22 protein-coding genes and 1 rRNA gene are annotated in these 20,291 nt (G+C 45.4%); 22 read left to right on the top strand and 1 reads right to left on the bottom strand.

Features of this window, described 5'->3' with window-relative positions:
• From J2Z66_RS39055 to pssA, 8 genes are all read left to right on the top strand, one after another.
• A 23S ribosomal RNA gene (locus J2Z66_RS39055) occupies positions 1-84 on the top strand; the annotation flags it as partial.
• Positions 85-771: 687 nt separating this feature from the next.
• On the top strand, positions 772-1,233 hold the full coding sequence (locus J2Z66_RS39050) for a CtsR family transcriptional regulator (RefSeq protein ID WP_209978925.1): 462 nt from the start codon (positions 772-774) through the stop codon (positions 1,231-1,233).
• A gap of 13 nt (positions 1,234-1,246) precedes the next feature.
• Positions 1,247-1,765, top strand: a complete 519-nt coding sequence (gene mcsA, locus J2Z66_RS39045; protein ID WP_209978924.1) for a protein-arginine kinase activator protein McsA — start codon at positions 1,247-1,249, stop codon at positions 1,763-1,765.
• A 57-nt stretch (positions 1,766-1,822) separates the two neighbouring features.
• A complete protein-coding gene (gene mcsB, locus J2Z66_RS39040) occupies positions 1,823-2,908 on the top strand; it encodes a protein-arginine kinase McsB (RefSeq protein WP_209978922.1) in 1,086 nt (361 codons plus the stop codon).
• Between the two features lie 111 nt (positions 2,909-3,019).
• Complete coding sequence (gene clpC, locus J2Z66_RS39035; protein ID WP_209978920.1) at positions 3,020-5,464, top strand: ATP-dependent protease ATP-binding subunit ClpC; 2,445 nt, start codon at positions 3,020-3,022, stop codon at positions 5,462-5,464.
• 244 nt (positions 5,465-5,708) lie between these two features.
• Entirely contained in the window at positions 5,709-7,079 is a 1,371-nt protein-coding gene (gene radA / locus J2Z66_RS39030; RefSeq protein ID WP_209978918.1) for a DNA repair protein RadA, read from the top strand.
• Between the two features lie 55 nt (positions 7,080-7,134).
• Positions 7,135-8,214, top strand: coding sequence for a DNA integrity scanning diadenylate cyclase DisA (gene disA / locus J2Z66_RS39025; RefSeq protein ID WP_209978915.1), 1,080 nt, complete (start codon positions 7,135-7,137; stop codon positions 8,212-8,214).
• A gap of 84 nt (positions 8,215-8,298) precedes the next feature.
• Positions 8,299-9,048, top strand: a complete 750-nt coding sequence (pssA, locus tag J2Z66_RS39020; protein ID WP_209978913.1) for a CDP-diacylglycerol--serine O-phosphatidyltransferase — start codon at positions 8,299-8,301, stop codon at positions 9,046-9,048.
• A gap of 185 nt (positions 9,049-9,233) precedes the next feature.
• Here pssA and J2Z66_RS39015 read toward each other — a convergent pair whose 3' ends face one another.
• Positions 9,234-9,629: a nucleoside triphosphate pyrophosphohydrolase family protein gene (locus J2Z66_RS39015; RefSeq protein ID WP_209978911.1), complete on the bottom strand. Its 396-nt coding sequence runs from the start codon at positions 9,627-9,629 to the stop codon at positions 9,234-9,236.
• Positions 9,630-9,769: 140 nt separating this feature from the next.
• On the opposite strand from J2Z66_RS39015, the gene J2Z66_RS39010 reads away from it, so the two are divergent.
• From J2Z66_RS39010 to rplK, 14 genes are all read left to right on the top strand, one after another.
• The gene (locus tag J2Z66_RS39010; RefSeq protein ID WP_209978910.1) at positions 9,770-10,807 is read left to right on the top strand and encodes a PIN/TRAM domain-containing protein; all 1,038 of its coding nucleotides are present in this window, start codon (positions 9,770-9,772) and stop codon (positions 10,805-10,807) included.
• A gap of 60 nt (positions 10,808-10,867) precedes the next feature.
• The gene (gene ispD / locus J2Z66_RS39005) at positions 10,868-11,572 is read left to right on the top strand and encodes a 2-C-methyl-D-erythritol 4-phosphate cytidylyltransferase (protein ID WP_209978908.1); all 705 of its coding nucleotides are present in this window, start codon (positions 10,868-10,870) and stop codon (positions 11,570-11,572) included.
• A complete protein-coding gene (ispF, locus tag J2Z66_RS39000; RefSeq protein WP_209978906.1) occupies positions 11,569-12,051 on the top strand; it encodes a 2-C-methyl-D-erythritol 2,4-cyclodiphosphate synthase in 483 nt (160 codons plus the stop codon). The genes ispD and ispF overlap by 4 nt, the downstream gene beginning before the upstream one ends.
• A 34-nt stretch (positions 12,052-12,085) precedes the next feature.
• Positions 12,086-13,543: a glutamate--tRNA ligase gene (gene gltX, locus J2Z66_RS38995; protein ID WP_209978904.1), complete on the top strand. Its 1,458-nt coding sequence runs from the start codon at positions 12,086-12,088 to the stop codon at positions 13,541-13,543.
• A 395-nt stretch (positions 13,544-13,938) separates the two neighbouring features.
• Positions 13,939-14,583, top strand: a complete 645-nt coding sequence (cysE, locus tag J2Z66_RS38990; RefSeq protein WP_209978901.1) for a serine O-acetyltransferase — start codon at positions 13,939-13,941, stop codon at positions 14,581-14,583.
• A 7-nt stretch (positions 14,584-14,590) separates the two neighbouring features.
• Complete coding sequence (cysS, locus tag J2Z66_RS38985; RefSeq protein WP_209978898.1) at positions 14,591-15,988, top strand: cysteine--tRNA ligase; 1,398 nt, start codon at positions 14,591-14,593, stop codon at positions 15,986-15,988.
• Positions 15,985-16,419 carry a Mini-ribonuclease 3 gene (locus tag J2Z66_RS38980; protein ID WP_209978896.1) on the top strand — a complete coding sequence of 145 codons (435 nt, stop codon included), beginning with the start codon at positions 15,985-15,987 and terminating at the stop codon, positions 16,417-16,419. Before cysS ends, J2Z66_RS38980 begins: the two co-directional genes overlap by 4 nt.
• Before the next feature lie 31 nt (positions 16,420-16,450).
• Entirely contained in the window at positions 16,451-17,188 is a 738-nt protein-coding gene (gene rlmB, locus J2Z66_RS38975) for a 23S rRNA (guanosine(2251)-2'-O)-methyltransferase RlmB (RefSeq protein ID WP_209978894.1), read from the top strand.
• Between the two features lie 5 nt (positions 17,189-17,193).
• Positions 17,194-17,706: an NYN domain-containing protein gene (locus tag J2Z66_RS38970; protein ID WP_209978892.1), complete on the top strand. Its 513-nt coding sequence runs from the start codon at positions 17,194-17,196 to the stop codon at positions 17,704-17,706.
• 118 nt (positions 17,707-17,824) lie between these two features.
• Positions 17,825-18,469, top strand: coding sequence for an RNA polymerase sporulation sigma factor SigH (gene sigH, locus J2Z66_RS38965; RefSeq protein ID WP_209978889.1), 645 nt, complete (start codon positions 17,825-17,827; stop codon positions 18,467-18,469).
• Between the two features lie 227 nt (positions 18,470-18,696).
• On the top strand, positions 18,697-18,846 hold the full coding sequence (gene rpmG / locus J2Z66_RS38960) for a 50S ribosomal protein L33 (RefSeq protein ID WP_209978887.1): 150 nt from the start codon (positions 18,697-18,699) through the stop codon (positions 18,844-18,846).
• 19 nt (positions 18,847-18,865) lie between these two features.
• A complete protein-coding gene (gene secE, locus J2Z66_RS38955; protein WP_209978884.1) occupies positions 18,866-19,078 on the top strand; it encodes a preprotein translocase subunit SecE in 213 nt (70 codons plus the stop codon).
• Positions 19,079-19,108: 30 nt separating this feature from the next.
• Positions 19,109-19,642, top strand: a complete 534-nt coding sequence (nusG, locus tag J2Z66_RS38950; RefSeq protein WP_209978932.1) for a transcription termination/antitermination protein NusG — start codon at positions 19,109-19,111, stop codon at positions 19,640-19,642.
• A gap of 182 nt (positions 19,643-19,824) precedes the next feature.
• Positions 19,825-20,250, top strand: coding sequence for a 50S ribosomal protein L11 (gene rplK / locus J2Z66_RS38945; protein ID WP_209978882.1), 426 nt, complete (start codon positions 19,825-19,827; stop codon positions 20,248-20,250).
• Positions 20,251-20,291: the final 41 nt, after the last annotated feature.

Genomic DNA, 20,291 nt, shown 5'->3' with positions numbered 1-20,291 from the left:
TAGACGACGAGGTTGATAGGTTCGAGGTGGAAGTGCAGCAATGCATGCAGCTGACGAATACTAATCGGTCGAGGGCTTAACCACACAATGTAAGACCAAGGCTGCCATGCAGATGGTATGCCGGGTTTCAATCGCAATCGTTCGTTTCGCTGCTAGTTTTCAGGGAATAACATTCCATTGGATTTTGAAAAGCCTTCTTGAGATAACTCAAGGAGGCTTTTTGTGCTGTATTGGTGTATGCATCATTTAACGATCTTTTTGATCGTTAAATGATGCGTTCCAGGTCAATCCATCACGTTAACGACGATTTTCATCGCTAAAAGAGGCCGGATGGCCCATCTGGGTAGATAAAAGAGATTTTAATGATGTTTTTCATCGTTAAAGTAAGTATTTGGAGATGACTCGTGATTTTAACGATGAAAAACATCGCTAAAGCAGGTAGTGTCTTCTTCAAAGCGTAGTTGCGTCAGGATTTTCTCCTCCAATCAAGAGAAAAACTTTGCTGGCTTTCCATTTGAGAACGAATTTTATAGAAAATTCAAGAATTCGAAAGCCTGGTCTCTGCTTGCTTAAGCATAGCTCAGGTTTTTCTTGTGGGGGCAGAATAAATAAAGGGGGACAGTCAACAATATAAGTAAGAATGGGGAATCGAACTTTTTTGCACGGGGTTTCATACAGCACTTGTCAAATGCGATTAAAATGATTATAATTTAGTTAAGGTCAAAGAAAGTCAAAGTCAATTTACTTCTAGCCTTTCAGGAGGATGAATTGATGCGTAATGTTTCCGAAATTATTGAACAGTACCTGAAGCAGGTTCTGCAGCAAAGTCCGGAAGGAGCAATTGAAATTCAGCGAAACGAGTTAGCCGATCAGTTCCAGTGCGTTCCATCTCAAATCAATTATGTCATCAGCACAAGATTTACGCTGGAGAAGGGTTATATTGTAGAGAGCAAGCGTGGTGGTGGCGGGTATATTCGTATTCAAAGAATCGAGCTTAGATCACATGGGTCTATATTGGATCTTATTTTTCAAACGATCCATTCCCATATTGACCAGGTGACATCGGAAGGGCTTATTTATCAGCTGCAGGAAGGTCATTTTATCTCGACAAGAGAAGCTAATCTTATCAAGGCGGCTATATCCCGGGATGTGTTAAGCTTTAAGCTCCCACTTCGCGATGAGATACGGGCCAAAATTTTGAAAGCCATGCTGATCTCACTGCTCAGCAAATAAGGGAGGAGTTATCATGATATGCCAGGAATGCGGTAAGCGTCCTGCGACCCTTCATTTTACCAAAATCGTCAACGGAGAAAAGAATGAATTCCATATTTGTGAGGCTTGCGCCCGTGAAAAAGGAGAAATGATTCCAGGTACTCCTAATGGTTTTTCAATTCATAATCTTTTGTCCGGATTGCTTGATTTTGAACCTTCTTCGACCGGCACTATGGCTGCTAAAGCACAAGAGATTCGTTGTGAAGATTGCGGTCTGACGTATGCACAATTCAGTAAGCTTGGGCGTTTCGGCTGCGGCACTTGCTACAAGAGCTTCACAGACAGGCTGGATCCCCTGCTCAAAAGAGTGCATGGAACTACAGTTCATGTAGGAAAAGTTCCAAAGCGGACGGGCGGAATCATTAAGCACAAGCGTGAAATAGAGAGTTTAAAGAAAGAAATGATGACCCATATTGAACTCGAGGAGTTCGAACAGGCGGCTAAAATCCGGGATGAAATTCGCGAAATCGAAAAGAAGATAGCCGGAAATTAGGGTTGGCTTACGCTTTCGAATTTTTGCTAAAGCGAAACTCTAAGGAGGATGTTGTTCATGACGTTACATCGCTTTACCGGTGATGCTTTGAGCGACTGGATGAAGGGAGAGGGGCCGGAATCGGATATTGTTATCAGCAGCCGGGTCCGCATTGCCAGAAACCTTAAAGGCTACCCTTATCCAATGCTGGCGACCAATCCGCAGTCCAAGGAAATACTGAATCAAGTATCGCAAGTCCTTGACAATGACGATTTGGAAACCATCAGCCGCTTTACGCTGATCCAGCTTTCTGAGCTTTCCGAGCTTGAAAAGATGGTGCTCGTTGAAAAACATTTGATCAGTCCCAATTTAGCTAATGAATCGAGAAACGGGGCCGTCATTTTAAGTGATAATGAATCGGTTAGCATTATGATAAACGAAGAGGATCATCTTCGAATACAATGCTTATGCCCCGGATTTCAAATCAAGGAAGTTTGGGATCTGGCTAATCAAATTGATGATATTTTTGAAAGCCATCTCGATTATGGGTATGATGAGAAGAGGGGCTACTTAACAAGCTGTCCAACTAACGTCGGTACGGGAATCAGGGCTTCTGTCATGATGCATTTGCCTGCCTTGGTGTTGTCACAGCAAATTAACCGTATTTTATCGGCAGTTACCCAAGTAGGGCTTACAGTCAGAGGGCTATATGGGGAAGGCAGCGAAGCATTGGGAAATATTTTTCAAATATCTAATCAAATTACATTAGGGCAATCCGAGGAAGAAATCATCGACAATCTGCACAGTGTGGCCAGACAAATTATTGAGCATGAAAGAGCTGCGCGGCAGAAGCTGATGCTGGAATCCAAGATGCGGATTGTAGACCGGGTGAACAGATCTTTAGGTATTCTTTCCTTTGCCGGTATTATGGATTCAAAAGAAGCTGCACAGCGGCTCTCAGATGTTAGACTTGGCATTGATTTGGGTATTATTAAGAACTTGTCCTCGCAAGTACTGAATGAGCTTCTTGTCATGACCCAACCCGGATTTCTTCAGCAATATGCTGGAGAGAAGCTATCTGCAGAAAACCGTGATGTACGAAGGGCGCAGATGATCCGCGAAAAGTTTGGCCATGATTGTAAAGATCTTGATTATTTAGATTAGTTTAGATTTCATTAGATTAGTTTAAAGTTTATTTTAGAAATTTTTGTTTATATGGTTGATTCATCCGTAAGGATTTCTTATATACTTATTAATTTTTGGAGGTGTTTTTTTATGATGTTTGGAAGATTTACGGAACGTGCTCAGAAGGTTCTTTCTCTTGCTCAAGAGGAGGCTGTCCGTTTAGGTCACAATAATATTGGTACTGAACATATTTTACTTGGGCTTATTCGCGAGGGTGAAGGCATTGCCGCAAAGGCGCTTGTAGCTCTTGGATTGGGACTTGAGAAAATTCAAGACGAAGTTGAATCCTTGATTGGAAGAGGACAGGAGCAGCCAACGAACATTGCCTATACACCAAGAGCTAAAAAAGTTATCGAGCTGTCTATGGATGAAGCAAGAAAGCTGGGCCATACGTATGTTGGAACTGAACATATCTTGCTTGGACTTATTCGTGAAGGTGAGGGCGTAGCAGCAAGAGTATTAAATAATCTTGGTGTCAGCCTGAACAAGGCTCGTCAACAAGTTCTGCAGCTTCTAGGCAGCAGTGAATCGGTATCTCCGAATCATGGCAGCAATCCAAACGTAAATACACCGACTCTGGATGGCTTGGCACGGGATCTTACTGCGTATGCGAAGGAAGGTCACCTCGATCCGGTTATCGGACGGAGTAAAGAAATAGAACGTGTTATTCAGGTGTTAAGCCGTAGAACGAAAAACAATCCAGTCCTGATCGGAGAGCCGGGTGTAGGTAAAACGGCGATTGCTGAAGGCTTGGCTCAGAAAATCATTAATAACGAAATCCCGGAAACGTTGAAGGATAAAAGAGTAATGACCCTCGATATGGGTTCAGTCGTGGCAGGTACTAAATATCGCGGCGAATTCGAGGACCGTCTCAAAAAAATCATGGACGAAATTCGTCAAGCGGGCAACATCGTGCTGTTCATTGATGAGCTTCATACCTTGATTGGAGCAGGCGGTGCTGAGGGAGCGATCGATGCTTCCAACATCTTAAAACCTGCTTTGGCCAGAGGCGAGCTGCAGTGCATAGGTGCTACTACGCTTGATGAATACCGCAAGTATATTGAAAAGGATGCAGCGCTTGAAAGACGCTTCCAGCCTATCACCGTTGATCCTCCATCTCCTGAGGAAGCTATACAAATTTTGCATGGCTTAAGAGATCGTTATGAGGCACATCACCGGGTAAAAATTACGGATGAGGCGATTGTAGAAGCTGTTAAATTATCAGACCGCTACATTCCGGACCGTTTCTTGCCAGATAAAGCGATCGATTTAATTGATGAAGCCAGCTCGAAAGTAAGGCTTCGTTCATATACGACTCCGCCAAGCATGAAGCAAATGGAAAGCAAGCTGGAAGATATCCGCAAGGAGAAAGATGCAGCTGTACAAAGCCAGGAATTCGAAAAGGCTGCAGGTTTGCGTGACACGGAACAAAAGCTTCGCGAGGAGCTCGATCTGACCAAGAATGAATGGAAAGAAAAACAGGGCCGCTTGGATACTGAAGTTACTCCTGAGGATATCGCTCAGATCGTGGCTAGTTGGACGGGAATACCTGTCAGCAAGCTTGCCGAGGAAGAAACGGAACGCCTGCTCAAGATGGAAGAAATTCTTCATGAACGTGTTATTGGTCAGGAAGAAGCCGTTAAAGCAGTTAGCCGTGCTATCCGCCGCGCGCGTGCAGGACTTAAAGATCCGAAACGTCCGATGGGCTCCTTTGTTTTCCTGGGACCTACCGGGGTTGGTAAAACAGAGTTGGCCCGTGCTCTTGCCGAATCGCTGTTTGGTGATGAGAATGCGGTAGTTCGCATTGATATGTCCGAGTATATGGAGAAGCATTCCACTTCCAGATTGGTTGGGGCGCCTCCAGGATATGTAGGATATGAAGAGGGCGGACAGTTAACGGAAAAAGTGAGACGCAAGCCTTATTCGGTTGTGCTTCTTGATGAAATTGAAAAAGCGCATCCAGAGGTATTTAATATTTTACTTCAAGTTCTTGAGGATGGCCGTTTGACCGATTCCAAGGGACGTGTTGTTGATTTCCGCAATACCCTGATTATTATGACCTCTAACGTGGGTGCTGAAGCTATTAAGAAAAATTCTTCACTTGGCTTTACAGCTACTCAGGATGCAGGCCGGGATTACACCAATATGAAGGATAAAGTTATGACAGAGCTGAAGAAAAGCTTCCGTCCTGAGTTCCTTAACCGTATTGATGAGATCATCGTGTTCCATTCCTTGGACGAGGAGCATATCGCCCGTATTGTTACTTTAATGGCAGAAGAGCTCCGCAAGCGTTTGAAAGAGCAAGAGGTTGATTTTACGCTTACAGATAAGGCGAAGAAATTCCTTGCTAAGGAAGGGTTTGACCCAACTTATGGGGCAAGACCTTTGCGCAGAGCGATTCAAAAGCATATCGAGGACCGCCTGTCAGAAGAATTGCTAAAAGGAACGATTTCCAAAGGAGATTCATTAACAATTGATGAAGTTGATGGTGAATTGACAGTTCTTCGCGGCGAAGGCATTACGTTAAATAAATAATCAAATCAATAATAAATATGATGATATGAGGCAAAATGCAGCTTCCCGCAAGGGAGACGCATCTTGCCTCTATTTCTTTTCTTTTATGAATGGACTGATTTCATCTGCCCATGAATATTAGATATATCTTAGGGGATATCTAATATTCATGGGCTAGGGGTTTCCCGGGCTTAGTAAAAATGGTAAACTTTGATTAATCGATCCTGGACTTAATATGCGGTCGGTTAAGAGGAGTCATACGTTAATGAGTAAACAGAAAACCAAATATTGCTGTCAGGAATGTGGATATGAGACACCCAAATGGATGGGGAAATGTCCAGGCTGCCAATCCTGGAATACGATGGTGGAAGAAGTGGAAACGGTGGTCAGGACGCAAGGAATGAATTCTTCCGTCGTCCGGACGAAAGAAAAACCGACTCCTATCATACAAATAGAAAGTAGCCCTGAACCAAGGGTCTTAACGAACAATAAGGAGCTTAATCGGGTTCTGGGCGGCGGTATTGTCCCCGGATCTCTGATATTGGTAGGGGGCGATCCGGGAATTGGGAAATCCACGCTGCTGCTGCAGACCTCTTTCGCACTAACCCAGGTTGGGCAGAAAGTTCTTTATATCTCGGGTGAGGAATCCATCAAACAAACAAAGCTCCGGGCTGATCGCTTGAATGCGTTCTCTGATCTGCTCTATGTACTATGTGAGACGAACCTTGACTTGATTGCCGAAGCTATTGAGGACTTAAAGCCGGATTTCATGGTCATAGATTCCATCCAAACGGTATATCATCCGTCTATTGCTTCGGCTCCTGGTACTGTTGCGCAAGTTAGAGAATGTACAGGGCACTTTATGAGAATAGCTAAAGGGCAAGGCATCGCAATAGTGCTTGTAGGCCATGTAACGAAGGAAGGGGCTATTGCAGGGCCGCGGCTGCTTGAGCACATGGTAGATTGCGTTCTTTACTTTGAAGGCGAGAGACATCATTCTTACCGGTTACTGAGGGCGGTGAAAAATCGCTTCGGTTCGACGAATGAAATCGGAATTTTTGAAATGCAGGAATCAGGGCTCGTTGAAGTCAGCAACCCTTCGGAATTGTTTTTATCTGAGAGGCCACTGGGTGTTGCCGGATCTACGGTTGTAGCCAGCATGGAGGGAACAAGGCCAGTCCTGGTAGAAATTCAAGCATTGGTTTCTTCTACAAATTTCCCCTCTCCAAGAAGAATGGCTACTGGTGTTGATCATAATCGTTTATCATTAATCATTGCGGTTCTGGAGAAAAGAATGGGCCTCTTTCTGCAAAATCAGGATGCTTATCTGAACGTGGCGGGTGGCGTCAAGCTTGATGAGCCTGCTGTAGATTTGGCAATAGCAATATGTATTGCATCCAGCTTCAAGGATCAGCCTACAAGACCGTACGATGTTGTTTTTGGGGAGATCGGCTTAACAGGAGAAGTACGCGGTGTTTCCCGTGTTGATCAGAGAGTGAAAGAAGCAGAAAAGCTTGGTTTCCGTAGAGTGATCATGCCGGAAAAAAGCCTCAAGGGATGGACTCCGCCATCTGGCATGGAAATTATAGGGGTTAACACAGTATCAGAAGCATTGGCAGCAGCATTGGGTAATTAGAAGAATAAGAATAGGACATATCAAACTTAATTAGTATAGCTCCAGGAGGAACATGATGAGTAAAGAAGATAGCAAACGCGATGTGATGAGCCAACTGCTGCAAATGGTAGCTCCCGGGACTCCTTTTCGCGATGGGCTGGAAAATGTGCTGCGTGCCAAAACAGGAGGATTAATTGTTGTTGGATGCAGCCCCGAGGTGATGGAGATCGTGGACGGCGGTTTCTCCATCGATTGTGATTTCTCGCCCAATTATTTGTATGAGTTAGCCAAAATGGATGGAGCCATTATCCTCAGTGAAGATATCAAAAAAATTCTTTACGCGAACACCCAGCTTATTCCCGATTCTTCCATATCATCTACAGAGACCGGGATTCGCCATCGGACCGCAGAGCGAGTAGCCCGGCAAACATCCAAACTGGTCGTGTCCATATCACAACGCAGAAATGTAATTACATTGTACCAGGGCAGTTTACGCTACTCTCTGAAGGATATAGGAGTAATCCTGACTAAAGCGAATCAGGCGATCCAGACGCTCGAAAGATACAAGGTAGTATTGGATCAATCACTGACTAATCTTGGGGCTTCTGAATTTGAGGAGCTAGTGACCCTTCACGATGTAACAAATGTTATATCACGCGTGGAGATGGTGCTTAGAATCAAGACGGAAATCAATCGTTATATCAATGAATTAGGCAATGAAGGCCGGTTAATTCGGATGCAGCTGGAAGAGCTTGTAGGCAATGCAGAGCTGGAAGCACGATTGCTCATCAAAGATTATGTGCGTGAGTTGACGGATGATAAAGTGAGAGAAGCGCTTCTTGGATTTAAGCGGCTTTCCTCGGATGAACTACTGGAGCCGCAACATATCGTAAGACTGCTTGGATATTCGAATTCAAATGCCGTGCTAGAGGAAATCGTATCTCCAAGAGGCTTTAGAGTACTCAACAAAATTCCAAGACTTCCCTCCATTATTATTAATAACTTGATCGAAAAATTCCAGTACTTACCTCATATGACTAAGGCAACAATTGAAGATTTGGATGAAGTTGACGGCATTGGAGAAGTTAGGGCAAGGGCGATAAAAGAAGGCCTCAAGCGCATTCAAGACCAAATGTTCATTGACAGGCATATCTAAATTGCATACAATCAGTAAAGGATCACTATTCCGTATGCGACCAGTAGCATTTGGGGTATAGTAAACCAGAGGTGGATAAAACTTATGATAACAAAGTCACTTCCCAGCCTTTTTACGGTAGGGAACCTTTTTTTAGGCATACTTTCGATTATTCTTGTTTTCAATAATGAACCTGAACGTGCTGCGGTGCTGGTCATTGTGGCCATGCTTTTAGACGGCCTGGATGGCAGAGTGGCGAGAGCATTGAATGTGCAAAGTGAGTTCGGTAAAGAGCTTGATTCCTTATCGGATGTTATTTCTTTCGGGGTTGCCCCCGCTTTTATTATGTATGTAGTAGCTTTTAATGATCCCACACTGTTAAGTCCTGGATTTGCATGGATTGTAACAGCCATTTTCCCGATATGCGGAGCTCTTCGGCTTGCAAGATTTAACGTAGTTGCGGGTACTCCCGGCTATTTCATCGGACTGCCGATTCCAGCTGCCGGAGGTATTCTCTGCACACTAGCCTTGTTTCACGGCGAAATCAATTCGTATGTGTTAGTCATTAGCACGGTTCTCTTATCTTATTTGATGGTAAGCACAGTTAAATATCCGAATTTCAAAAAAGCGGGAATTCCCAAGGCAGCTATTTGGATTACTCCTTTTATAGTCGCAGCGGCGGTTATCATCGCGATTAAGTGGCCAGAGTCCATTTCCAAGATGATTTTCGTACCCTTATTACTCTACGCCCTCTATGGCTTAAAAAAAAACGTTGATGGGATCTTCATTCGCTTTCGCAGACGTAATAAGGTTAAGAAAGTAGAGAAATTTCTTGAATCTAAGCCCAATGGTTAGACGGATAATATTAAGCAAGGAAAATAAAAAGCATTTATTTTCTCTGAGTTCTCAGAAAAATAAATGCTTTTTTGTTGCTGCCATATGGCAATATCAGAAAGTCGATGCTCCATACTTTTCACTAATATTACCAAGTAAACGCTATCAATTCCTAAAGAACATAAAACCGTTTACCTCAGCCCTGATTAAGACATGTTAAAAAAACCAAGCGTAGAACATTTCTTCGATTCTTCCTCAACGACCTGCTCCAGATCGACATCAAGAATGTTGCCTAAAGCCGACATATAAAACAGGTTTCTGCCCAGTTCCGTGCCAACTGCTTCCCTGCAATTCTCACATAATTGACCGTTCACATGCGTGCCCAGCGTATCCTTCGCTTCCTGCATCGTCATCTCAGGGTGATAAGCCTGCTTGCCAGCTATGACTTCAATACATCCGCACTCTGTTATAGATTTAATAACGGAACGATTGACAGCGGCGTTCGATTGCTGGAATTTCGATAAAACATCAAGTAAGCTGCGGTGACGGAGTAACAATTCTGATACTTGATCCTGAAACTGCTTTAAAGTCAGGGAGTCCATTCCATCCACCTCGTGTGTTTGTAATTTCCATTTTTATTATATAGGAAGCCTTTCAATATTTCAATTTTAATGATTAACGAATAGGAAATTGGAACATAATTGTAATAGAACGTTAACTTTGTTGAATTGGAGGTGAATCTATGATGAGAAAATGGGTTCAGGTCATTTTTGCAATCATGGGTGGAGTATTAGGATATCAGTGGAGTGAGTGGAGTGGGCAAACGTTATGGATGGCTGCTCTGGGCGCATGCATCATGTGTTTAATTGCGGCTGCTATAGCGGGGTATGGAATGAAGCTGCTTCTGAAAGGGGAGCGGAACATAGCGAGCATCCCGGCGGCGGATTTGCTGGCGGGGACTTTCGGACTGGTTGTGGGGTTATTTATTTCCGTACTTTTATTTCCCGTTTTGGAAAAAGCGATTTGGATCGGTGCGGTGCTTCCTGTTATCGTTTCTTCTGTATTGGGAGTTATGGGATTTCGGATTGGTTATGTAAAAAAGGACGAGTTAGCTCAAATTATTATGAAGAGCCGTTCGCAAGGGGCGGACAAACCAGGTCCAAGACCTTATGAGGAGCATAAAATTCTTGATACCAGCGTCATTATTGACGGCCGTATTGCGGATATTTGTAAAACGGGCTTTATCGAGGGCACGCTGGTAATTCCGGAATTTGTGCTGGAGGAGCTGCAGCATATTGCGGATTCTTCAGATCTGCTGAAGCGCAACAGAGGCAGAAGAGGACTGGATATACTCAATAAGATTCAAAAAGAGCTTGAGGTAAAGGTTTTGATCTACGAAGGTGATTTCGAGGACATTTCGGAAGTGGACAGCAAGCTGGTCCGGCTCGCGAAGGTGCTGCAGGGAAAAGTAATTACAAATGATTTTAACCTGAATAAGGTATGTGAGCTTCAAGGTGTATCCGTGCTTAACATTAACGACCTGGCGAATGCTGTAAAACCTGTTGTTTTGCCCGGTGAAGAGATTCTCGTGCAGGTCATCAAGGATGGCAAGGAGCATGGACAAGGTGTTGCTTACCTGGATGATGGTACGATGATTGTGGTTGAAGGCGGCCGTGACTTTATAGGCATGCTGCTGGAGGTTATGGTAACCAGTGTGCTGCAAACCTCTGCAGGGCGGATGATCTTCGCTAAACCGAAACTATTGGAAAAAGCGCAGTAAAACCAGTATGATAAGGAGAGGAGCTGTGCAGGCAGCAAGCAGATAACAGGTGGGGAAAACATGGGGAAGCTAGGCGTGATCATCGTAGCCGCGGGTAAAGGCTCGCGTATGCGGTCAGAAGAGAGTAAGCAATACATGCAGCTTGGTGGACGGCCAATACTCGTACATACCTTGCAATTATTTCAAAACATACAGCAAATCGGCAGTATCGTACTTGTAGTAGGAGAAGCCGATTTGGAGCGTTGCAGTCAATATATAACCGAATATGCGTTCACTAAGGTCAAGCATGTGCTGGCTGGTGGAAAGGAACGGCAGGATTCGGTGTATAAGGGGCTGGGCGCCCTCTCGGGCGAGACAGAATGGGTATTGGTACATGACGGGGTAAGACCGTTCGTGGCTCCTGAGCAGGTGCTCTCCTGCTGGCACAAAGCCATGCAGGAGGAAGCGGCTGTGCTGGCCGTGCCTGTTAAGGATACAATTAAAATAGTTGATGAAGCAGGGCAGATTCAGTCTACGCCAGACCGAAGGAGCTTGTGGGCAATCCAAACGCCGCAGGCTTTTCGCTTTTCCCTTTTGCTTGAAGCGCATGAAAGGGCGAATGTGGACGGGTTTGTTGGTACGGATGATGCTATGCTGGTAGAACGAATGGGAGTGCCTGTTCATGTGGTCGAGGGAGATTATTACAACATTAAAATTACAACCCCGGAGGATTTACCTTGGGGCGAATGGATTGCAAAGAATGTAAGGGGAGAGAAATCATCATGATTAGAGTCGGGCAAGGCTTTGATGTTCATCAATTAGCTGAAGGACGAAGTTGTATTATCGGGGGCGTACATATTCCATACGAGAAAGGACTTTTGGGGCATTCTGACGCCGATGTGCTGCTGCATGCGATTAGTGACGCTATTTTGGGAGCGCTCGGTCTTGGCGATATCGGCAAACATTTTCCGGACACAGCTGCAGAGTACAAGGATGCAGATAGTTTGGTGCTGCTTAAGCAAGTCTGGCAGCTTGCCAAGGAGAGAGGCTATCGCCTGGGCAATGCGGACAGTACAATCATCGCTCAGCTGCCTAAGATGGCTCCTTATATACCTGCCATGGTAGCTATCATTGCCGAAGCTCTTGAAGCTGCACCAGAGCAGATCAATGTCAAAGCGACGACGACTGAATGGCTTGGTTTTACCGGCAGAGGAGAAGGTATCGCGGCTCAATCTGTTGTTTGTTTATTTAAAGATATGCTATGATTGCTGGTATTATATTTAAAAAAAGGGGTGCGTTATGACTAGTCAACTAAGGGTGCGCTACGCACCTAGCCCAACGGGGCATCTTCATATTGGGGGAGCGCGTACAGCACTTTTCGATTATTTGGCGGCCCGCCGCAGCGGCGGCGCATTTATTGTTCGTTTTGAAGATACGGATCAAACCAGACATTTGGAGTCTGGGATTGGCAACCAGCTCGACGGGCTGAAATGGCTGGGTCTGGATTGGGATGAAAGTGTAGATATTGGAGGGCCTTATGGTCCTTACCGGCAAATGGAACGGCTTGATTTATACCAGCCTTACATTGATCAATTAGTGCGGGAAGGCAACGCGTACCCCTGTTTTTGTTCGGAAGAGGATTTGGAGCAGGAACGTGCTGAACAGGAGAGCCGCGGCGAACTGGCTGCTGGCTATTCAGGCAAATGCCGCTCTTTGACTGCTGAGCAAGTGGCAGCGTTTCAAGCTGAAGGACGTAAGCCTTCTATACGGTTCCGTGTACCAGCGCAGAAGATCGTTGCTTTTGAAGATAAAGTGCGTGGACATGTTGAATTTGAGTCAGATGGTATTGGCGATTTTATTATTGCCCGTCCCGATGGGATTCCCACTTATAATTTTGCTGTTATCATTGACGATTACATGATGAAGATTTCTTTGGTCATTCGCGGCGAGGAGCATCTATCCAATACACCAAGACAAATCATGATGTATGAGGCGCTGGGCTTGTCTGTCCCCGAATTTGCCCATTTGGCTCTGATTCTTAACACGGATCGTAAAAAGATGAGTAAGCGTGATGAGTCCATCATCCAGTTTATTGCACAATATAAAGATTTGGGCTATTTGCCGGAAGCGGTCGTAAATTTCATAGCCTTGCTGGGTTGGTCTCCAAAAGGTGAAGAGGAGTTCTTTACCAAGGAGGAGCTGATTGCCCAGTTCGATCTGGACCGTGTTTCGAAAAGTCCCGCTGTTTTCGATATGGACAAGCTAAATTGGATGAACAATCATTACCTCAAAAAAGCGCCTTTGTCTCAAGTGGTGGAGCTGTCCCTGCCCCATTTGCAAAAAGCAGGCTACATCGCAGCTGAGCCGGACCAGGAAACGTTGGACTGGGTAGCTGCTTTAGTTGGACTGAATCAGGACAGAATGCGTTTTGCTGCAGAAATCGTCGAATTGTCCGCTATTTTCTTCAAAGAGGAGCTAGTACTGGATGAAGAGGCAACAGCTGCTCTCGCTGAGGAGCATGTACCTGTGGTGCTCAAAAGCTTTCTTGCGCAAGTGGAGCAAGCTGAGCAGTTTACACCAGAAGCAATGCCGGCTCTGCTGAAGCAGGTGCAGAAGGAAACTGGGTACAAAGGCAAGCCATTATTCATGTCTATACGCGCCGGATTGACTGGACAGGTGCATGGACCGGATCTGAATATGTCGCTGTATTTGCTAGGCAAAGAAAAAGTTGTGTCCCGGCTGCAGAAATTATTGTAAACGGACATTATTTTAGCTATACTAAAAGGCAGGAAAAGCAATGATCAGGAAAGTACAGATAAGCAGGGATTCACAGAGAGGATAATCAAAGCGGAAGCTTTGGGTGAAAGTTATCCATTCCCCTTAACTGGAAATGCACCTGGGAGCCGCTGAACCGATCCGTGTGAAAGCGCGGGGTAGGTTCAGCCGGGGACGTCCACGTTACAGGGCGATGAGTTGGGAGACTTCAAAGTCACCAAGCAGAGTGGAACCGCGTTACAACGCCTCTGCAGCCTTCGGGCTGTGGGGGCTTTTTTGATTATCAGGACAAACAGGGGTTCATTCTTAAGTAGGATTGCGAAGCCGTCTACCCTTAGCACATAAGGATGCATTGGCATTCATAAGAAGGTGAGTGTATGTGGAAAACGTTCAGATCTGATATAACCGCCGTGTTCGATAATGATCCTGCTGCGCGTAATTGGTTTGAGGTGATTTTTACCTATTCAGGTCTGCATGCTATATGGGGGCACCGGCTGGCCCATTGGCTGTATCGGCATGGCTTGCATACGATTGCCAGAATTATCTCACAGACGAGCCGCTTTATGACAGGCATCGAAGTGCATCCTGGCGCGGTAATTGGAAAGCGGTTGTTTATCGACCATGGTATGGGGGTTGTTATTGGGGAAACATGTGAAATTGGCGATGACGTAATTCTCTATCAAGGTGTTACCTTAGGGGGTACAGGAAAAGAAAAGGGGAAACGACATCCTACAATCGGCAATAATGTGGTAATATCCTCTGGAGCCAAAATATTAGGATCCTTCCGTGTAGGGGATAATTCCCGTATTGGTGCAAATGCTGTTGTGTTGGAGGAAGTGCCTGCCAATACTACCGTGGTAGGTCCTAAAGGCAGAATCGTGAAGCGTGATGGCGTGCGGGTGAACCGGCTGGATCATGCGAATGTGCCTGATCCGATTATTGAGCTATGCCGAGATCTGCAGCAGCAGATCGATTCGCTGAAGACGGAGCTTGAAGCAGAGAAACGAAAGAACGGAGGGTGAAAAGAGCATGACGCTCAAGATATACAATACCTTGTCCAGACAAAAAGAAGAGTTCATTCCTTTAGAACCAGGGAAAGTGAAGATGTATGTTTGCGGGCCAACTGTCTATAATTATATTCATATTGGCAACGGCAGACCGGTTATTTTCTTTGACGTAGTGCGCAGATATTTGGAAACACAAGGTTTTGACGTGAACTATGTGGTTAATTTCACAGATGTGGACGATAAAATGATCCGTAAAGCTGAAGAGCTTGATATGACAGTGCCTCAGCTAGCTGAGATGTTCATTCAGGCCTTCAAAGAGGATATCGCGGCGCTGCGGGTCAGGGATGCTAGTCTGAATCCGAGAGTGACCGAAAACATCGATGAGATTATCGTTTTCATCTCATCGATTTTGGAGAAGGGCTTCGCTTACGAGAGTGGTGGCGATGTGTTTTATCGGACTTCAAAGTTTGCAGAATACGGCAAGCTTTCCCACCAGAAGCTGGATGAACTGCAGTATGGAATTCGCATTGATGTGGACGAACGCAAAGAGAGTCCGCAGGATTTCGTGCTGTGGAAGGCTGCTAAGCCGGGTGAAATATATTGGGATAGTCCATGGGGACAAGGCCGTCCTGGCTGGCATATTGAATGCTCAGCAATGGTTCTCAAATATTTGGGCGAATCGATTGATATCCACGGAGGCGGACATGATTTGACTTTTCCGCATCATGAGTGCGAAATCGCCCAGACGGAAGTGATCACAGGCCGTCCTATGGCCAATTATTGGATGCATAACGCATTTGTGAACATTGATAATGAGAAAATGTCCAAATCACTTGGCAATGGTGTCCTGATTCGCGATATAGTGAAGCAGGTCCGTCCTGAGGTGTTCCGCTTTTTTATGCTGACTGGTCATTACCGCAATCCGTTAAACTATAGTGATGATAGCTTGCTTCAGGCTGCTAATGGACTCGAGCGTATTCAGAACTCCGTTGATAATCTTAAGCATCGTATGGCCGTTGCCCAAGAAGGCATAATTCCTGAAGGACTGGCCGAGCGGGTTAAAGAGATTGCTAGCAATTTTGAAGAAAAAATGAATGATGATTTCAATACACCGGATGCTATAACAGCGATATTTGACCTCGTTGCCGAAGCGAATCTTTACCTGCAGCAGGACCGTGTTAGCCTTCAGGGATTACAGCTTCTCCTGGATCAACTGCATAGCTTTGATGCGATCTTTGGCATTTTAAGTGAAGCAGCTGCTGAGCTTCTTGATGCAGAGATCGATCAGCTTATTGTTGAGCGTACGGAAGCAAGGAAATCGAAGAATTGGGCGCGTGCAGACGAAATCAGGGATTTGCTGACGGAGAAGGGGATTTTTCTTGAGGATACGCCTCAAGGCATTCGCTGGCGGCGCAAATGAGTGAATGGGCTGATGAGTTGAATTTGTTTCATTTTCCACCGTCCAAGGCGCCCCATTTATTAAATCCACTTGTGCTTGCGTATATAGGGGACGCTATTTTCGAAGTATATATTAGGCAGTATGTCATTTCCCAAACGAATCACCGTCCCAATCACCTGCATCAAACGGCGACGAAATATGTCTCAGCTAAAGCGCAGGCCAAGCTGCTGGAAACATTAATGCCTCTGCTTACGCAGGAAGAGAAGGATGTCGTTAAAAGGGGCCGTAACGCTAAGTCAGGTTCTACGGCCAAAAATGCAGAGGTGCTTGAATATCGTCACAGTACGGCATTTGAATGTCTGGTTGGATATTTATATTATACGCAGTCATATGCGAGGCTAAAAGAGCTGTTGGATTTCGTAATGGCTTCTAAAGCAGATGCGGGGAAATAGCAAATAACGTTTCGATGAAGGAGGGAATCTAATGGAGGATTACATCGGTGGTAAGCATTCCGTTCTTGAAGCGCTGCGTGCGGGCAGGACGATTAATAAAATTTGGATTGCCGAGGGCGCCCAGAAGCAATTTGCCGGACCGATTGTGGCTGAAGCCAAAAACAACGGCATTATTGTGCAGTTCACAGACAAGCGCAAGCTTGATCAAATGGCTGAAGGCATTCAGCATCAAGGTGTAGTTGCTCAAGTTGCTGCTTATGAATACGTGGAGATTGAAGATATTTTAGCCAAAGCCAAGGAACTTGGTGAAGAGCCTTTTATTTTGATTTTGGATGAAATCGAAGACCCTCATAATCTGGGTTCGATTCTTAGAACAGCAGATTGCACAGGCGTACATGGTGTAATTATTCCCAAAAGGAGATCGGTTGGCTTAACGGCAACGGTGTCCAAAACGTCGGCTGGAGCTGTAGAATATGTGCCTGTAGCCCGTGTAACGAATATCGCCCAAACGATCGACCTGTTGAAGGAAGCAGGGGTTTGGGTGGCAGGAACGGACGTTTCGGCGACTCAGGATGTGTATAAAGCCACATTCAAGCTGCCGCTTGCCCTTGTGATCGGAAACGAAGGGAAGGGCGTAGGGCGGTTAATCAAAGAGAAATGCGACTTTCTTGTGAAGCTTCCTATGGCTGGGCACATTAATTCTTTGAACGCCTCGGTGGCGGCCGGCGTCTTGATGTATGAAGTGGTAAGACAGCGCAGTATGAGCTAAGAGCTATGGAAGAGTATCTAATCGTAGACGGATATAACATAATTGGGGCTTGGCCGCAGCTGCAGAAACTGAAAGACACAGAGTTAGAGGAAGCACGTGATAAGCTGATTCATATGCTGGCGGAATACCAAGCTTTTTCGGGAATGAAAGTATATCTTGTCTTCGATGCCTACCGGGTTCCGGGCTTGGGAAAAAAATATGTGCAGAGCAAGCTGCGGATTCTTTATACCAAAGAGAAGGAAACGGCAGATGAGCTGATTGAAAGCCTGGTCACCAAACTGGTCGGAAGACGGAAGCAGATATATGTAGCTACCTCGGATATGATGGAGCAGCATGTTATTTTCGGCAAAGGGGCGCTAAGGCTGCCATCAGGCGAGCTGTTGACCAAGATTGAGCAAAGCCGCAGGGAAATGCGCGCCAAAATACGTCAGGAACCTGCTTCCAAGCGTAATTCTTTTGACAGTAATCTGAAAAATGACGTCAAAGATGCCCTGGAAAAGTGGAGAAGAGGTAAATAATAGACTTTCGGGACTATAAAGGGAGCGCCTCCCCGTTGACGATGTTAGATTACATCATGTATACTTATCCTATCTTTTAAGAGAATCTGGGTAGTCCTGCAGGCCGGAGGGATTGTTGGTGAGTGTCGACCTCAAAGAACTGAGAATGCAAGATTATGACCTCAAGACAGACGAAGACATAGTCGAGGCAGTCCGAGTAGGCAGTAGTGAAGCATTGGAATACCTAATTAACAAATATAAGAACTTCGTTCGTGCCAAGGCTCGATCTTATTTCTTAATAGGCGCCGACAGGGAAGACATAGTGCAAGAAGGTATGATAGGCTTGTACAAATCAATTCGTGACTTTCGTGGAGACAAGCTTGCATCCTTTAAAGCGTTTGCTGAACTATGTATCACCAGGCAGATTATTACTGCAATCAAGACAGCCACCCGTCAGAAGCACATTCCTCTCAATTCCTATGTTTCCTTAGACAAGCCCATCTACGATGAAGATTCCGATCGCACCTTATTGGACGTCATTTGCGGATCAAGGGTTACCGACCCCGAAGAATTGATTATCAATCAAGAAGAATTTAGCGGTCTTGAAGATAAAATGGGGGAAATTTTGAGTGAGCTGGAACGCAGAGTGTTGATGCTCTATTTGGATGGCAGATCTTATCAAGAAATTGCCGTAGATTTGGACAGACATGTGAAGTCTATCGATAATGCGCTGCAGCGTGTAAAGCGCAAGCTTGAGCGATATTTAGAAGTGAGAGATTTATAGCGGCACCTTCGTTGTTCGAGGGTGTTTTTTGTTTTATAAGGTTTAATCACTGCTGTCCAAGTGCATAATGAAGATACTTCTTCTTGAAGCATCACTTGAAGCTACTTCTTTCTTGACACTCTATTTCAGTTGTGATACAGTATTGCAGGTAGCCCTCAAAGTCGCTTTCTTTCTGATGCGCAAAAAGGGCTGTAATCAGAAAGTGTCTGTAGTAGGAGGTGTACAACATGCGGGTTATCATTACACTTGCGTGCACAAGTTGCAAACAAAGAAACTATGCATCCACTAAAAATAAGCGCAACAATCCAGACCGTATTGAGTTGAAGAAATATTGCAGATTTTGCAATGAACATACGGCTCATCGCGAAACCAGGTAGTTCTTTGGAGGTGTAGTTTGTGGCTTTCTTAGCTAAAATGAGGCAAAGCTTGGGGTCCTCTTTTTCTTTCTTCACCGACAGTTGGTCAGAACTTAAAAAAGTGAAGTGGCCAAGTCGCAAAGAAATGATCACCTATACGCTTGTCGTTATTGGTACAGTAACTTTTGTTACTGTGTATTTCTTTGTACTTGATCTTGGCCTAACTGAGCTGCTGCGCCTTGTTTTTAAATAAACAGGACTATAGGTGACTTAGAAAATGGAAATGGAAAAAAGATGGTACGTCGTACATACCTATTCCGGGTATGAGAACAAAGTAAAAGCAAACCTCGAAAAACGTGTTGAATCTATGGAAATGCAGGACAAGATCTTCCGTGTGCTCGTGCCTATGGAAGAGGAACTGGTAAACAAGGACGGCAAGAAAAAAACCGTCATGCGCAAAGTTTATCCAGGTTATGTTCTCGTTGAAATGGTGCAGACTGATGATTCCTGGTATGTCGTCCGTAATACTCCTGGAGTTACCGGCTTCGTAGGTTCTACGGGTTCCGGCTCCAAGCCGACTGCGCTCCTTCCGGAGGAAGTGGAAGCTATCCTGAAGCACATGGGTATGGAGGAACCGAAGCCGAGAATCGACTTCGAGCTCAAAGATACTGTGCGCGTCAAGGTGGGGCCTTTCGCCAACTTCGTCGGAACGATAGAAGATATTATTGTGGACAAGAGCAAGCTTAAGGTACATGTGAATATGTTTGGCAGAGAGACCCCGGTGGAGCTTGATTTCACTCAAGTAGAGAAGCTGTAGCTACAGCGTGTATCGACTTTCCTTGGGGAACGAACTCCCGTCTCGTTCGCGAGCGGTGAGCCAGCTTCGCAGGCAAGGAAGGTTTATCGACAAGTCACTACCAGGTCTATTCCTTGGGATAGACCTTCGTTAGTGGGAGGGTCCCAGACCCGCTTACCACACTATTGCAAGGAGGTGTCAAAATGGCAAAGAAGGTAATCAAAGTAGTAAAGCTTCAGGTTCAAGCTGCGAAAGCAAATCCGGCGCCGCCAATCGGTCCCGCATTAGGTCAAGCAGGTGTGAACATCATGGCTTTCTGTAAAGAATTTAATGCTCGTACTGCAGACCAGGCTGGACTTATTATTCCGGTTGAAATCTCCGTATTCGAGGATCGTTCCTTTACATTCATCACCAAAACGCCTCCGGCAGCAGTTCTGCTTCGCGTAGCTGCAGGTATTGAAAAAGGTTCCGGAGAACCAAACAAAAAGAAAGTCGCAACTGTCAAGCGTTCGGTAGTTCGCGAAATCGCTGAGCAAAAAATGCCCGATCTTAACGCTGCAACCGTAGAGGGTGCAATGCACATGGTTGAAGGTACTGCTCGCAGCATGGGAATCGTCATCGAAGATTAATTCCGTAAGGAATGCGGTAATTATGCCGCTCGGTGGGAGGA

Source organism: Paenibacillus eucommiae (assembly GCF_017874215.1).
GTDB classification, from domain to species: domain Bacteria; phylum Bacillota; class Bacilli; order Paenibacillales; family NBRC-103111; genus Paenibacillus_AI; species Paenibacillus_AI eucommiae.
The sequence above is the reverse complement of the archived record's forward strand: the minus strand, read 5'-3'. Positions and strand labels throughout refer to the sequence as shown.